15 protein-coding genes are annotated in these 14,489 nt (G+C 55.0%); 8 read left to right on the top strand and 7 right to left on the bottom strand.

Annotation, left to right across the window (positions count from 1 at the left end):
• Nucleotides 1-7 precede the first annotated feature (7 nt).
• The 6 genes from WC370_06610 to WC370_06585 are packed head-to-tail and all read right to left on the bottom strand — an operon-like array spanning nucleotide 8 to nucleotide 6,239.
• Nucleotides 8-1,747 carry a histone deacetylase family protein gene (locus WC370_06610; protein ID MFA5309143.1) on the bottom strand — a complete coding sequence of 580 codons (1,740 nt, stop codon included), beginning with the start codon at nucleotides 1,745-1,747 and terminating at the stop codon, nucleotides 8-10.
• Nucleotides 1,748-1,768: 21 nt separating this feature from the next.
• Complete coding sequence (locus WC370_06605) at nucleotides 1,769-2,359, bottom strand: MarC family protein (protein ID MFA5309142.1); 591 nt, start codon at nucleotides 2,357-2,359, stop codon at nucleotides 1,769-1,771.
• Nucleotides 2,360-2,407: 48 nt separating this feature from the next.
• On the bottom strand, nucleotides 2,408-2,884 hold the full coding sequence (locus WC370_06600; protein ID MFA5309141.1) for a GNAT family N-acetyltransferase: 477 nt from the start codon (nucleotides 2,882-2,884) through the stop codon (nucleotides 2,408-2,410).
• Complete coding sequence (locus tag WC370_06595; GenBank protein MFA5309140.1) at nucleotides 2,805-3,884, bottom strand: ATP-grasp domain-containing protein; 1,080 nt, start codon at nucleotides 3,882-3,884, stop codon at nucleotides 2,805-2,807. Before WC370_06595 ends, WC370_06600 begins: the two co-directional genes overlap by 80 nt.
• Nucleotides 3,869-4,879 (bottom strand): ATP-grasp domain-containing protein, encoded by a 1,011-nt coding sequence (locus WC370_06590; GenBank protein MFA5309139.1) that lies wholly within the window; start codon nucleotides 4,877-4,879, stop codon nucleotides 3,869-3,871. Before WC370_06590 ends, WC370_06595 begins: the two co-directional genes overlap by 16 nt.
• A complete protein-coding gene (locus WC370_06585) occupies nucleotides 4,851-6,239 on the bottom strand; it encodes a KamA family radical SAM protein (GenBank protein ID MFA5309138.1) in 1,389 nt (462 codons plus the stop codon). Before WC370_06585 ends, WC370_06590 begins: the two co-directional genes overlap by 29 nt.
• A gap of 228 nt (nucleotides 6,240-6,467) precedes the next feature.
• Here WC370_06585 and WC370_06580 point away from each other — a divergent pair, with 228 nt between their 5' ends.
• A complete protein-coding gene (locus WC370_06580; protein MFA5309137.1) occupies nucleotides 6,468-6,779 on the top strand; it encodes a winged helix-turn-helix domain-containing protein in 312 nt (103 codons plus the stop codon).
• 429 nt (nucleotides 6,780-7,208) lie between these two features.
• On the opposite strand, the gene WC370_06575 is transcribed toward WC370_06580, so the two are convergent.
• Nucleotides 7,209-7,394, bottom strand: a complete 186-nt coding sequence (locus tag WC370_06575; protein ID MFA5309136.1) for a hypothetical protein — start codon at nucleotides 7,392-7,394, stop codon at nucleotides 7,209-7,211.
• Between WC370_06575 and WC370_06570 the strand changes: the two genes are divergently transcribed.
• From WC370_06570 to WC370_06540, 7 genes are all read left to right on the top strand, one after another.
• Nucleotides 7,387-8,571, top strand: a complete 1,185-nt coding sequence (locus tag WC370_06570) for an amino acid ABC transporter substrate-binding protein (GenBank protein MFA5309135.1) — start codon at nucleotides 7,387-7,389, stop codon at nucleotides 8,569-8,571. The genes WC370_06575 and WC370_06570 overlap by 8 nt on opposite strands.
• 167 nt (nucleotides 8,572-8,738) lie before the next feature.
• A complete protein-coding gene (locus tag WC370_06565) occupies nucleotides 8,739-9,602 on the top strand; it encodes a branched-chain amino acid ABC transporter permease (GenBank protein ID MFA5309134.1) in 864 nt (287 codons plus the stop codon).
• Between the two features lie 4 nt (nucleotides 9,603-9,606).
• Nucleotides 9,607-10,569 carry a branched-chain amino acid ABC transporter permease gene (locus tag WC370_06560; protein ID MFA5309133.1) on the top strand — a complete coding sequence of 321 codons (963 nt, stop codon included), beginning with the start codon at nucleotides 9,607-9,609 and terminating at the stop codon, nucleotides 10,567-10,569.
• Complete coding sequence (locus tag WC370_06555) at nucleotides 10,550-11,290, top strand: ABC transporter ATP-binding protein (protein MFA5309132.1); 741 nt, start codon at nucleotides 10,550-10,552, stop codon at nucleotides 11,288-11,290. Before WC370_06560 ends, WC370_06555 begins: the two co-directional genes overlap by 20 nt.
• A complete protein-coding gene (locus tag WC370_06550; GenBank protein MFA5309131.1) occupies nucleotides 11,274-11,978 on the top strand; it encodes an ABC transporter ATP-binding protein in 705 nt (234 codons plus the stop codon). The genes WC370_06555 and WC370_06550 overlap by 17 nt, the downstream gene beginning before the upstream one ends.
• 148 nt (nucleotides 11,979-12,126) lie before the next feature.
• Nucleotides 12,127-12,891 (top strand): SDR family oxidoreductase, encoded by a 765-nt coding sequence (locus WC370_06545; GenBank protein MFA5309130.1) that lies wholly within the window; start codon nucleotides 12,127-12,129, stop codon nucleotides 12,889-12,891.
• A gap of 37 nt (nucleotides 12,892-12,928) precedes the next feature.
• Nucleotides 12,929-13,726 carry an SDR family oxidoreductase gene (locus tag WC370_06540; GenBank protein MFA5309129.1) on the top strand — a complete coding sequence of 266 codons (798 nt, stop codon included), beginning with the start codon at nucleotides 12,929-12,931 and terminating at the stop codon, nucleotides 13,724-13,726.
• The last annotated feature ends 763 nt before the right edge of the window (nucleotides 13,727-14,489 follow it).

The raw sequence follows: 14,489 nt of genomic DNA, 5'->3' as shown, positions 1-14,489 counted from the left end.
TCAACCGTTACTTCTGGTAAGCACCGGCCCACAATCCGGTAAAAAAGGCGCGGGCATTGGCGCCCAGCACCCGCGTATCGTAGCCGCCCTCCTGGACGACCAAAGTAGGCAGCCGCATCTCCCCTATCATTTTACCCATCTTCTCAAAGTCGGCCACATCCAATGACCAACTGCCGGTGGGGTCTTCCCGGGCGGTATCCAACCCCAGGGGGACGACGAGGTAGCGGGGACGGAACCGGGATATCCTTTTCAGGACTTCTTCCAGGGACTTACGGTGCGCCTCGCCGTCGGTGTCTTCCGGCAAAGGCACATTTATGTTAAATCCCCTGCCCTCTCCTCTGCCCTTCTCCCCGATAAAGCCGCTGAAATAAGGGTAAGCAAAGTGGGGGTGGCCGTGAATGGATATCGTGAGGACATCAGAGCGCTCATAGAATATCTCCTGGGTGCCGTTGCCGTGGTGATAGTCCACATCCAGCACCGCCACTTTGCCGTACTGGCTCAGCAGGTTGGCGGCGACGGCCGCCGAATTAAAATAGCAGAAACCGCCGTAGGCGGAGGACTCCGCATGATGGCCGGGCGGGCGCACCAGGGCGTAAGCCAGGCGATAGCCTTCCAGAAGCTGCTTGGCGGCCGTGACGGCGCAGTCCACCGCTCTTTTGGCCGCCAGGTAGGCATTGCCGGTCAGCGGGGTAAAGGTGTCAATACAGTAGTAGCCAGCGCGCAACGGCAGGTCCCGCGGCGGGCGGGTGCGGTTGCGGATGGGGAATACATAGGGGTAGATGGCGGTCTCCTCATCCAACTTGGTGCAGACTTTATACAGATATTCCACGAAGCCGGAACGGTGCACTTCCCGGATGTGTTTCTCAGAAAAGTGGCGGGGAGGCAATTTCTGGAAGAGGGTAGTCTTATCCAGCTCCTCCAGGATAGCGTTAATCCTGACCGGCGCTTCCACATAGCCCAGCTCCTCGACGTGATGGATGTGGTGGCGGTCGTTGATGACAAGACGAATGCGGCGGTCCGCCCGGGTGGCGCGGCTGACGGGCACCGGCGGCGTTTTTACGTATTTGGGGGGACGCAAAAGGGCGAGGTCGTCTTTAAAAGACTCCACCACCATCGTCACATATTCCGGCGGACAGACGCCCTGGTATTTCCTTTCCAGGATAGCGCGGACAATCTCCCGCACGGTATCGCGGGGCAGCTGGATATCCAGTCCGAGACTGTCATAGACCAGTAAAGGGGGGTTATCACCGCCGGGGCGGAGGGGGGTCTCGTAAGCGGTATTGATAAAAGGCCGGGCGCCGTACCTTTCGTAAAAGCGCAGCCGGGCGGCGTTCTGCTTCCTGATAACGGGGTCGGGGCTTAAACGGGGGTCGTCCGGGAGGCATTCAAAGAAAATGCCGATGGCGTTCAGGTCCAGGGCTTCTTCACGGAGTCGCTCGTAAAGCGCCCCGCCGATGCCGCCGCCGGTCTTGTACTGCGCCGCCGAGAGATAGTCCAGGTAGCAGAAATGCAGGGTGGGCTCGTGGAAAAGCAAGGCGAAGCCATCGATATGCCCCTTGCTGCCCTCGGCGACGAACAATATGGAGCGAAAGCGGTATTTTACGGGGTCGCGGAGCTGCTCCGGCAGCTTTTCGATGTCCTTTTCCGGCAGCAGGGGGAACTGCGCGTGAAGTATGGACTGCACCTGCGCGATGGCGCGCTGGTTGGCGGGGGTGACATCATCATAAACTCTTCTGATACGAAACATAGCAGCGCCGCCTTATAGTCTTTAGCCGGATGTTTTAATTATCCCCAGCGAATCCAGCCCGGTGATAACCATGGTCACGGCGATGGCGGCCAGCAGCAGGCTGAACACCCGGGAAACCGCTGTTAGGCCACCCTGCCCCATGAACCGCGCAATCTTCTGGCTGAGAAAGAAGATTACCCAGGTAACCATCATATTAAGAGCGAAGGATATCAGCACCATGTAGAGCGGGTACTGGAGCGCCAGCAGCAGCAGGGTGGTAATGGTAGCGGGGCCGACGGTCAACGGCGTACCGATGGGCACGACGGCGGTCATCTCTTCTTTGCTGGCGTTTACCATGTGGCCGGTGGACATATACCGGATGGAAAGCACCAGCAGGATAACCCCGCCGGCGATGGCGAAGGAACCCAGCGAGATATTAAGCACGTCCAGGATGAACCGCCCGAAGAAAAGAAAGACCAGCCCCACCACGGTGGCGGTCAGCACGGCATAATTGACCATTTTATGCTGCTCGCGGGGGGACATGCCTTCTCCCATGGTGGCCACGAAAGGCACGTTGCCGAAGGCATCGATAACGATGAACAGCGGCACGAAGGTCATGACGAAGTTATGCAAACATCCCTCCCCGTCGATACCTTACCGGGATATTCCCTATACTACCTATTATAACCTTTTTTGCAGGATGAGCTTATCATCCCCGGGCAGGTAGAAATCAGGAATGCGGGCGACCTGCCCGTAGCCGCGGGCGATATAGAACCGCCGCGTGTTTTCATACAGCGGCGTGGAGGAAGTTTCAATAAATGCCAACCTACCTTTGGACTGTTTCATAATATCTTCCGCCGTTGCGGAAAGCATCTTGCCGATGCCCCTGCCTCTTTTTACCTGCGAAACGGCAATCCAGTAAATGTCCCAAGTGCCCACGGTGCAGGGTGTCTCCCCGTAGCAGATATAGCCCGCCACCTGCCCGTCATCCTCGGCGATTAAAATATTGTACCCGGATTTTACGCCGTCGGCCAGAAAGTAGTCGATTAGCTCCTCGGCCACGACCACCTCGAACGGTTTAAATTCGGGCGTATTTTTCAGTATCTGCATCAGCGCCGGCTTGTCTCCGGCGGACATGGGGCGGATTATCACAGCCATTTTTACCCTTCTCCAGCGCCATATTCACGATTTTATTAATAAATTCCGCATAGGTCATGCCGGCGGCCGCGGACTGCCGGGCGGCGCCCGTATCCGGGGAAATATCCGGGTTGGGGTTTATTTCTATAATATTGAGCGTACCGGTCTCGTCCATGCGCATGTCCACGCGGGCATAGCCGGTACCCACCACCAGCTTGAAAGCCCTGAGGGCCGTGCCGGCGATGTAGCGGCGCTCCGACTCGCTGACTTCCGCCGGGCAGACAACTTTGGTGCCCTGGAAATAGACGCTGTCCGGCTCCCACTTGGCGGCGAAGGTGAGGATGCGCGGCACACCGGGCGCCAGCGAATAAACGATTTCCGAGACCGGCAGGACGGTCCCCCGGTTATTGCCCATTACCGTGGCATTGAACTCCCGCCCCGTAACGAACTCCTCAACCAATGAGCCGCCGTGAAAGGTGGCGGTTATTTCTTTGACCTGCCTTACCAGCGAGGTGAAATCCGTGACCAGGCTGTCCGCGGTAATGCCGTGGGAAGCGTCCTCCGCCCGCGGCTTAACAATGCAGGGGAAACGCAGCCGGAAGGTATGCAGGGAGGAGGGGCCGATCACCTGAAAATCCGGGGTGGGGATACCGTTTTCCCGGAGAATGGCCTTGACCCCGGCCTTGTCCAGGGCCAGCCTTAAAACCTCGGCACGGCAGCCGGTAAAAGGGATACCGAGCTGCGTAAGCGTTTCCGGCACCAGTATTTCCGTCTCCGGCTGGCCGCAAAAGCCCTCAAAGAGGTTAAAGACCACGTCCACATCCAGAGCGGCCAGCTTTTTGCGGGCTTCCTCGAAAGGGGGCAGCAGGGGGAGGAGAGCCGCCTCATAGCCGAGGACGCGCAGGGCTTCTTGCACCGCGCTGACGGCATCCAGAACGCCCAGCACGGCTTTTTCCTCGTGCCGCGCGTCATAGCCGGACGGCTGCGGCTCATTATAGACTACGGCTACGCGTCCCGGCATTGCGGATACCTCTTTAGCGCGGCGTCCAGCACCGCGGTAATCACGCCATCGTGAGTCCAGCCCATTTTCAGCGCCATGATAATGAGGTCGCTGTACGTTCCCATGCCCGGCAGGGGGTTAATCTCGATAAAGTAAGGCACGCCGTCCCGCCCCACCCGGAAGTCCACCCGGGAGACATCGCGGCAGCCCAGGCCCTTGAAAGCTTTAAGACTGTACTCTTCCAGCTTGTCCAGGACCGGCCGGGGCAAAAGCACCGGGGACTCATAGTCCACCCGGTTAACGTAGTCCCGCTTGACCTCAATGGAATAAACAAAGTGCTTTTCTTTATTACGGGGCAGCACGCGCATCATGCCCACCAGTTTAGCGGGCGTGTTGCCGATTACGCCCACGGTGACCTCGTCCCCGTCAATGAACTCCTCGGCCATGACCGGCTGGCGGTACTCCCGGAGAATCCTGCCCATCTCCTTAACCGCCTCCGCCCGGTTTTCCGCGAGCGAGGTAAGGCGGATGCCTTTGCTGGAGCCTTCACAGGCCGGCTTGATTATAGCCGGGAAAGGGAAGACCGTCCAGTCCAGCTTATCAAGCTCATTTTCAGCTTCGGCGAGCAGCCACCGGGGGGTGGGAATGCCTTCCAGCGCCGCCATTTTCTTGGTAACGATTTTATCCAGGCAGACGGCCAAAGTCAGGGGGTCCGAGCCGGTGTAGGGGATGCCGAGCATCTCCAGGACGGAAGGCACCTGGGCCTCCCGACTGCGATAGCTGCCGCGGCCTTCCGAGATGTTGAAGACCAGGTCCACCTTTTCCCGGCGGACGGCGTCCAAAAAAGAGACACCGCCGCCCAGATGGACGATACGGTGTCCCTGTTTTGCTATGGCACCCGAAATGATGTCTACGGTTTCAGGCGAATCATATTCTTCAAAAGCATCATCCGCGACATGATGCTGTATCCCTTCTTGAGGAAGGGCTTTAAGATCGTATGATAACCCGATCCGCATTAGCCTCTCCTTTAGCTTTCGCCGGCAGGTCGGCAGCCGCCAGCAGACTTTCGACGACGCCGCTCACGGGCGGGGGGGCATCGGTTTCTGACCGGCTCTTCTGCGAATTGGGATTGCGGTAACGGAACACTTTTCCTTCATAGTTTTTCAGCAGCAGCTCGTCCTCATTCATGGCGAGAACATAGTTGGGCTGCAAGGGCACTTTGCCGCCGCCCTGGACCAGGTCGACGACGAAGTTGGGTATGGCTAAACCGGAGGTGTGCCCGCGCATACCTTCAATAATTTTAATGCCCACATCCACCGAGGTGCGCAGGTGCTCCGTGCCCTGCACCTCATCACACTGGAAGAGGTAGTAAGGGCGCACCTTGGCTTTCAGCAGTTTGTGGCAGAGCCGGGTCTGTATTTCCACGCTATCGTTGATGCCGCGGAGCAGCACCGTCTGGTTGTTCACCGGCACGCCGGCGCGCAAAAGGCGGTCGCAGGCGGCGGCGGCTTCCGGGGTCACCTCGTTGGGGTGGTTAAAGTGGGAATTAAACCATATGGGGCCCTGGCGGGAAAGCATATCACACAGCTCGGCGTCAATGCGCTGCGGCAGCACTACCGGGAAGCGCGAGCCGATGCGGATAATATCGATATGCTCTATCGCCCTGATGCGGGAGATAATGGACTCCAGGTGGCTGGTAGAAAGCGTAAGGGGGTCGCCACCGGAGAGGATAACGTCTCTGACCTCGGTGTGGCGGCGCAGGTAGTCCAGCATCGCCTCTATCTCACTATCCGGGCGCACCCAGCCGCCGTGCCGCCACTCCCTTTTGCGGGTGCAATGGCGGCAGAGCATGGGGCAGATATCCGTCAGCACCATCAAGGCCCTATCCGGGTAGCGGTGCACCATGCCGGGCACGACGGAGTCTTCTTTTTCCGAGAGGGGGTCTTCCATACCCATGGCGCTCTGGGTGATTTCCTCAATACAGGGCACCGACTGCATACGCACGGGGTCGCGGGGATTGGCGGGGTCGATAAGCGACAGATAGTACGGGGTAATGGAGAGGGGATAACGGCGGGTAACCGTCCTGATTTGGGCTTCTTCCTCGCTGGAGAGGGGCAACAGCTGTTTCAACTGGTCAACGGAGACAATTCTATTGCGGAATTGCCATTTCCAGTCTTTCCAGGAACTTTCAGGCACGTTCCGGAAAAGCCGGTCTTTACCGGTGGCTGGTCTACCGGGAGGCTCGTCCTCCAGGCCGGTTAAAATAACGGATTTACTGGGGGGCTCTTCAGCTTCAGCGGCGACATAGCTGAGGGTGACGATTTTTTCAGGTCCGTGGCTGAGTTGGTTTTTGGCGGCCACCGATGATGTTTTCACTTTTTATTTTTTTCAACGCTCCTTCGATATTTTTTGTGTTCTATACGTTTTAAACGTTTGATTCGCTAATTGCTTGTGCTAACTTGACATTCCTGTTATAATATACCGGAATAATATTTCCTAAATTAATTATACAACCCCGGTACAAATTGTCAATAGTTTTTCAGGATAATTGTCAGAGGTCAAAACAATAAATCCACACGGCAGCTGAAGCAAGGAGGTAATCACATGCCGGGATGGAAATTCCTCACCAATCATGCCCTGGTATTATGTTTGATTGCCCAGCAGCCCCGGATTACCGCGCGGGATATATCCGCCGCCATAGGCATCACCGAAAAAGCCACCCGCAACATCATTAACGACCTCGAAGCGGACGGTTACGTCACCAAAAAGAGAGAGGGCCGCCGCATCAAGTACGGAGTAGACCCCGACCTGCCGCTGAGAAGCGAAACCAACCAGGACAAAGCAATCGGCGATTTGCTGGGGACACTCGGCTGGAAGCGGCGCGGCAGCCAGACCAAGAAGCCGGTAGCCGCCTGACGCGCCACCGCGCCGCCGCAACTTAAAGCCACCCCCATTGGCAACGCCGCCCTACCCTGCGGCGCTTTTCACGCGTTATTCTTTTTATCCCCACTAACCTGGCATGTCTTTTTATCTCCTGGTTTACCGTAAAGGCCATTAATTCTTTTTTTACCCCATACCTAGTTCAATACAAAATCACTTGACAACCGTTACTCAATTATTATACAGTTTTGCAAATCGTCTGAGAGCGATTTCAATACACACGATTTTAGCACGATGGAAATAGCCCTGTTGACTATGTATAATGCTAAAAAACGCGTCCAAGAACCGTCACCAAGCCGAATTTTATTGGTGAATTTATCTATAAATTCATAGAAATTACAAATAAGGAAATAACGAGACCGAAGCAGGAGGTGATGTGCACTAAAAATACGGAAAAGGTCTGGCTTATTGCGATGCGAAAACAGGAGGTTCACTAATGTTCAAAAAAATAGGTAAATTCGCTTTACCGATTGTTATTTGTATAATGCTTATATTACCTGTCCTGCCCGGCTGCGATAATGGAACGACCACAACAACACCAGCAGCCACAACAGTAGCAACGACACCAGCGGCAACAACGCCAGTGGTCACCACCCCTCCGCTCGACCCGAATAAAACCGAAATCCTCATCGGAGCCTCCCGGGATATCACCGGGCCGCAGGCCGGTTTCCAGGAATACGGTGCCGCGCCCATGTATAAGATGTGGATAGATGAAGTCAACGCCGCCGGCGGCTTGAGTGTAGGCGGCAAGAAACTACCCATCAGATTAATCGAGTACGATGATGCCAGCGACACAGCCGCCTGCGTGCGGAACATAGAAAAGCTGTGCACGCAAGAGCATGTAGATTTCCTTTTCGGGCCTACCGGTACCGCCATGCTCTTCGCGGCGGCACCCATCGCCAATAAATACAAGACGATTATGATCTGCGGCGAAGGCGGCGCCACGACGCTGGAGCCAAAGCTGGCTTCTATGCCTTACGTATTCTCAGCGTTGAATTACTCCAACCATTTCCAGATACCGATGTTCGTCGATCTCTGCGTGGAAAAGGGCGCCAAGACGGCTTATATCTGCTACATGAACGATCTGCACGGCGCCGAATATAACGTTGCCGCCCAGGGCCAGTTTGCGCTGAACGGCATCACCGTCGTGGAAGCCAAGAGTATCCCGACGACAATCGCAGACCTCGACCCGATAGTCAAAGAAGCCAAGGCGGCTAACGTGGATATCTTCTGCATGTTCGCCTATCCGAACCAGAATATACTCCTGATGCAAACCGCCATCGCGCTTGACTTCAATCCGAAGGTACTGCTGATCGGTCCGGGCTGTAACTTCGAGTTCTTCAATCTGACGTTCGGCGCTGCCCTGGAAGGCGTAGTGGGCGAGGGCGCCTGGAACAGTAAGAGTTCTCCCGCAGCCGCAGCTTTTGCGGAAAAAGCAATGGCCAAAGTAGGTCTGCCGAATATGGACTGGTGGGGCGGCATCGTGTACTACAGCGTTGCCGAGTTCCTGGGGAAGGCAATCGAAAAAGCCGGGACCCTTGACAGCGACACAGTCAGGAATGTGATGGCCACAGAGAAGTTCGAGACTACGCTGGGGCTGATATGGTGGGAGTGCGCTGACGGCGGCAAGGGCGGCGGCCTATTACCGCAGGAATGCTACGACGGCCAAATTGGTCAGTGGCAGAGCGGTATCTTTGAAGTCATCGATAACGATTCACACAACACCGCGCCATTCATCTACCCCAAGCCGTTATGGCCGGAATCCTAGCTATAGAAAAATAAGAGCAGTTAGAAACGAAACATAAAATTGGCAGGCTGTCTGGAGGTCTTACAGCGGGTTTGACCCGACGGTATCCTGTAAAGAGATATCTTGTGTGACTTACAGGCAGCCTGCCGGTATACCGTATAATAAGCGAGTGTTATTGAGATAATATAATGGAACAGTTCCTTGATATCCTCATCGGCGGTCTATTAATCGGCGCTATTTATTCGCTGGTATCCATGGGGCTTAGCCTGCAATACGGCGTGGCGAAGGTATTGAACATAGCCCACGGCGAATTTTTAATGTTCGGGGCTTTTTTAACGTTCTGGCTGCAGCAGCACAGCATTAATCCGCTGCTAACCGTGGTAATTGTCGGCCCTATTATGTTCATCGTGGGTTTTATCCTTTACCGGACCGTTTTCACAGGCATACGGATGAAAGCCGCTCACCAGGGCATTTTTGAAAGCAATGCCATGCTGGCAGCCTTCGGTTTATATTTCATCGTTCAAAACATAGCGGTGCTTATCTGGGGTTCAACACCCTACAGCTATTCATATCTGAGTAAGAGCTTCAGTGTCTTCGGGGCAGATTTCTTTCAGAACCGGCTGGCCGCCGCCATATTTGCAATCGGCATCGGCATCATATTTTATTTGTTCCTGACCAGCACCCGCACCGGTAAGGCTATCCGGGCGGCGGCCCAGGACTCCGCTACCGCAGGTCTGATGGGCGTTAACATTAACTATGTGCTGGCGCTGTGTTTCGGATTCGGCGCGGCGATGGCCGGCATAGCCGGATCGCTTATCAGCATATGTTATCCCATACAGACGAGCATGGGGTTGGGATATACCGTCATCGCCATCGTCGTCGTGACGCTGGGAGGGCTGGGCAGCATCCCCGGCAGCTTTATAGGGGGTTTTATCCTGGGCGTTATCGGCAGCATCGTATCATCCTGGCAGCCCGGTTTGACCACCGCTTCCTATTATGTAATATTTATTATTCTGTTATTGGTGCGGCCAAAAGGTCTCATGGGGAAGTAGAAAGATGGACTTTAGCAAGATTAACTGGAAACAATTTGCAGTTTCAGCAGTAATACCGCTGGCAGTCCTGGTGTTTCTGGGAATATGGCCAACCGTCGGCCCGACATACCAGGTTACGCTGTTCACCTACTTTTTACTGTACATGGTTATCGCGGTCTCCTGGACAATATTCTCCGGCACCACCGGCTATATATCCCTGGCATCAGCGGCTTTTTACGGGGTAGGCATTTACGCGGCAGCGCTATTCGGGGAGAAAATGCCGCTTATCTTCGTTATTTTTATAGGCGGAGCAGCCAGTTTTATTCTTGCTTTCATCGTGGGGGCAATAACTTTAAGACTGAAGGGCATCTTCTTTGCGATGTTTACCTTCGGTCTCGTATTGCTGATGAAGGAAGTAATCCATTATCTTGAGATTACCGTTTGGAATACCCGCGGCATGTTCGTGATTCTCCAGAGCAACGAGGCCATTTACTACTACATGATGGGCATCTTCGTGGTTACCATGATTGCCGCTCTCCTCATAAAAAGGTCCAAGTACGGGCTGGCGCTGCAAAGCATCGGCGAGAACGAAGAGGCGGCGGCGCACACCGGCATCAACGTAACCATGGTAAAGATACTCACCTTTGCCGTGAGCGCGATTTTCATGGGCGCCGCCGGCGTGGTCATGGCCACGAAAATGACGTACATAGACCCGGGGATAGCTTTCAACCCCATGATGTCTTTCAGTCCGGCGCTGATGGCTATCTTCGGCGGGATGGGGAGCATATACGGGCCGGTAATCGGGGCGGTGCTGTTTACGTACATCCAGGAAGAATTAACAACGGGCAGCTTAAAAAGCTATTATATGCTTATATTCGGCTCTATCCTGGTGGCCACCATCCTGTTCCTGCCCAACGGGCTGATGGGGCTTGTCCAGAGTATATGGAAACGCATTAAGGGAGAGAAACGTGCACCTACTAGAGGGTGAAAAAGTCACCATCAATTTCGGCGGGCTAACCGCCGTAAATAACGTGGATTTTTACGTCGACCAGAGGGAAATCCTCGGGCTTATCGGCCCTAACGGGGCGGGCAAGACCACTTTGTTCAATCTGATATCCGCGTCACTAAAGCCGAAATCCGGCGTAATTACCTTTAAAGGCCAGGATATCACCGGTATGAAGCCGCATCAAATCTGCCGGCTGGGCATCTCCCGGACTTTCCAGACGGTTAAGACCTTCGGGAATATGTCCGTGCTGGATAACGTGCGCATCGCGGCGCTGTTCGGCTCCCAGGAAAGGCTGTCCGGCGCCCAGGCCACCAAAGAAGCCATGGAACTGCTGGAATTCGTGGGGCTGAAGGCCATAAACTCGCCGGCGAAGGACCTGACACTGGGCAATCAGAAGCGGCTGGAGATGGCCCGAGCGCTGGCCACCAAACCGGAGCTGCTGCTGCTCGACGAGCTGATGGCCGGCCTGAACCAGACGGAAGTGGGCGATGCGATGGACGACATCAGGCAGATAAGACAAGAAAAAGGCATAACCATCATCATGATAGAGCACGTGATGAAAGCTATCATGAACGTTTGTGATAGAATTATCGTATTGAACTACGGTAAAAAGATAGCGGAGGGGACACCGCAGGAAATCGTCAACAGCCCGATGGTCATAGAAGTTTACCTGGGAGAGCAGTCCAATGCTGGAAGTAAATAACGTAAGCGCTTTTTACGGCAGAATCCAGGCTTTATGGGATGTCTGCCTCAAATGCAACGAGGGAGAAATACTGGCACTGGTGGGCGCTAACGGCGCCGGAAAAACCACCCTGATGCATACGATATCCGGCATTATGAGGCCTTCTTCCGGCACCATCACCTTCCGCGGCAAGCGGCTGGACGGCATGGCACCTAACGACATCGTAGAGCTGGGCATTTCCCACATCCCGGAGGGCAGAAAGCTCTTCGTGGAGATGTCCATCCAAGAAAACCTGGAGATGGGCGCATATTCCCGCCGCGCCTGGAAACACAAAAAAGAGACGCTCAAGGAAGTTTACGGACTGTTCCCGCGGCTCAAAGAACGGGCCAAGCAGCTATCCAGCACCCTGAGCGGCGGCGAGCAGCAGATGCTGGCGATGGGGCGCGGGCTGATGTCCCGTCCCGAGCTCTGTATCATCGACGAGCCTTCCAACGGGCTGGCGCCGAAGCTGGTGGCCGAAGTCTTCCAGATTATAAAGTCGCTCCGTGACCAGGGCAAGACCATCATGCTGGTGGAGCAGAACGTGCGTCAGACCCTGGAAATAGCCGACCGCGCCTGCGTGCTGGAAAACGGGCGCCTGGCCCTGGAAGGGTGCTGCGAGGACCTGCTGAAAAGCGACCACGTGCGCAAGGCCTACCTGGGGCTTTAAAGTCCCGTCTAAAAACCACACTAAAGCCGCGGGGACCCTAACGCCGACCGACACGGGCCGTTTTCCCACCGGAAATATTTTGCCCCTTAGTGATTCATAGTATATAATGATACCTGCGAATAATATAAATGGTATATAGGAGGTTATTATGGACTTAGGTTTTACAGGCAAAGTAGCGCTGGTAACCGGCGCCGGGAGCCAGATAGGATTCGGGAAGCAGATTGCCCTGCTGCTGGCCAAGGAAGGCTGCGCCGCCGTAGCCGTTACGGACATCATCGATGATGTGAAACTTACGGCGGAAGATATAAAGAAGACCGGCAAAAAGTCCATGGCCGTTAAAGGGGATGTCACCAATCCCGCGGACGTGGCCGCGCTGATAAAAAAGGTGGTGGACGAATACGGGAAAATAGACATCCTGTGCAACGTGGCCGGCGGTATCGCCAGCCGCGTACCCTATGACCAGGCCAAGCCGGAAGAATGGGACAAGGATATCCGCCTCAACCTGTACAGCATCATGCTGACGTCCCAGGCCGCGCTGCCCTACATGAGGGAAAAGAAAAGCGGCGTTATCGTCAACATAGGCTCCGGCAGCACGCGGATGTACGCCCACGGCACGGGCAACACCTACGCCATTTCCAAAGCCGGCGTGGATACCTTCACCAAACAGCTGGCGTTTAACGAGGCCAGGAACGGCGTCCGCTGCAACTGCGTCGCCCCCGGCCCCGCCCCCACCAATTTCATACCGGGCGCGGACAAGAAAGCGATTATCGACATGCTGGCCAAGACGATTCCCATGGGCCGGGGCGCCACCCAGAGTGATATCGCCAACGCCACGATATTCTTCGCGTCCGAAATGTCCAGCTATATCACCGGCGCCATCCTGCATGTTTCCGGCGGCTCGGTGCTGGACTAAGGGGATTTCCGCCGTTACTGACTAGAGGAGGATAAATATGGACCTTGGTTTTAAAGATAAAGTGGCGCTGGTGACCGGCGCCGGCAGCCAGGTGGGTTTCGGGCATGAGATAGCACTACTGCTGGCCAAGGAAGGCTGCGCCGCGGTGGTGGTGACCGACGTTAAACTGGAAGATGTCAAGAAAACAGCCGAGGCGGTAAAGAAACTCGGCGTTAAATCCACCGGCATCGGGGCGGACATCACCAAAAAAGCGGAAGTGGAAGCCATGGTGAAGAAAGCCCTGGACGAGTACGGGAAAATAGATATACTCTGTAACGTGGCCGGGGCTATCCTGCAAAAAGACTATATCCCTATAGACGAGCAGAAACCCGAACTTTGGGCCAAACAGATGGACCTCAATCTATTCGGGACGATGAACGTCACCAATGCAGTTATTCCCTCGATGAGAAAGCATAAGCAGGGCGCTATCGTGAACATAGGTTCCGGCAGCACGCAGCAGTACGCCATGGGCGTGCAGGTGTACGCCATTTCCAAATACGCCATAGACCTGTTTACCAAGCAGCTGGCTTACGTGGAAGGCAAGTACGGCATACGCGTGAACTGCGTGGCTCCCGGGCCCGCGCCGACCAACTTCGGGGCGGTTTTGCGGGAAGGTATGCCCGCACCGTCACCGGAACAGGCCGCCAAAATGCGGGAGGGGATGCTCGCCGCTTTCCCCCTGGGCAGGATGGGCGCGGCGGCGGATATCGCCGCTGTCACCATAATGATGGTATCAAACGCGACGAGCTATGTCACCGGGCAGGTGCTCCAGGTTTCCGGCGGCAACGTGATGTAAGGGAGTAGTACTTTATTCTAACAAAGTCTTACGCGCCCGTATATTGACTTTTGTCACCCCCGGTGCTAGCATTTTGATAGAAGACCATGACACTACCTGAATTAAGCTTCGGGAGGTGCGGTATGAAACTTTACGAGGTACTCGGAGTCCTGCAGGTGGATGGTTAAGGCCCTGCTAAAAGGTGGGGCGACCAACAAACGGACGCAACTCGTAAGAGTAAACTGGCGGCAGATCCCGGTTATCAACTATCGGGACGCCCAGTACGGTAGTGATTACCGCAATTGAGTTGAGTCCGGAATCTTGATAGACTTGTCAGTGGAGGTTGTTAGCAATAGCAGCCTCCACTTTGTTTTAGGGGAAAGAGATTAGAGATTAGGGGGAAGAGGGAAGGGCGGTTATTCCGCGGCGGCGGGTTGTGCCGTCCTGACGCCGAAGATAATCAGACATCAAACGACAACCCCGCAGATGAAGCTGATAGCCATCTTCATGTTAGTTGCTCCCCAGCAAATGTAATCCCGTAACGGCGGACTACGATTATATCATGACATATGGCCGTAAACACCGGCGTAAAGACCATAAATAATACATAAAGGCAGGGTAGGTTTTGTGTAAAGAATTTGGGGGGAGCGGGGAAAACCTGTGCAAACTGGGACATAGGTTACACTTTAGACCGGGGACATAGGTAACACTTTTCCTTTGGTTTCATCTAGTAAACCAAGCTTTAAGAAACTGAACCAGACTTCCCAGACTGTGTCTGTAATTT

It is taken from the genome of Dehalococcoidales bacterium, from assembly GCA_041652735.1.
Classification (GTDB): Bacteria; Chloroflexota; Dehalococcoidia; order Dehalococcoidales; family RBG-16-60-22; genus RBG-13-51-18.
Note: the sequence above shows the minus strand (reverse complement) of the source record. Positions and strands in the feature narration are given on the sequence as shown.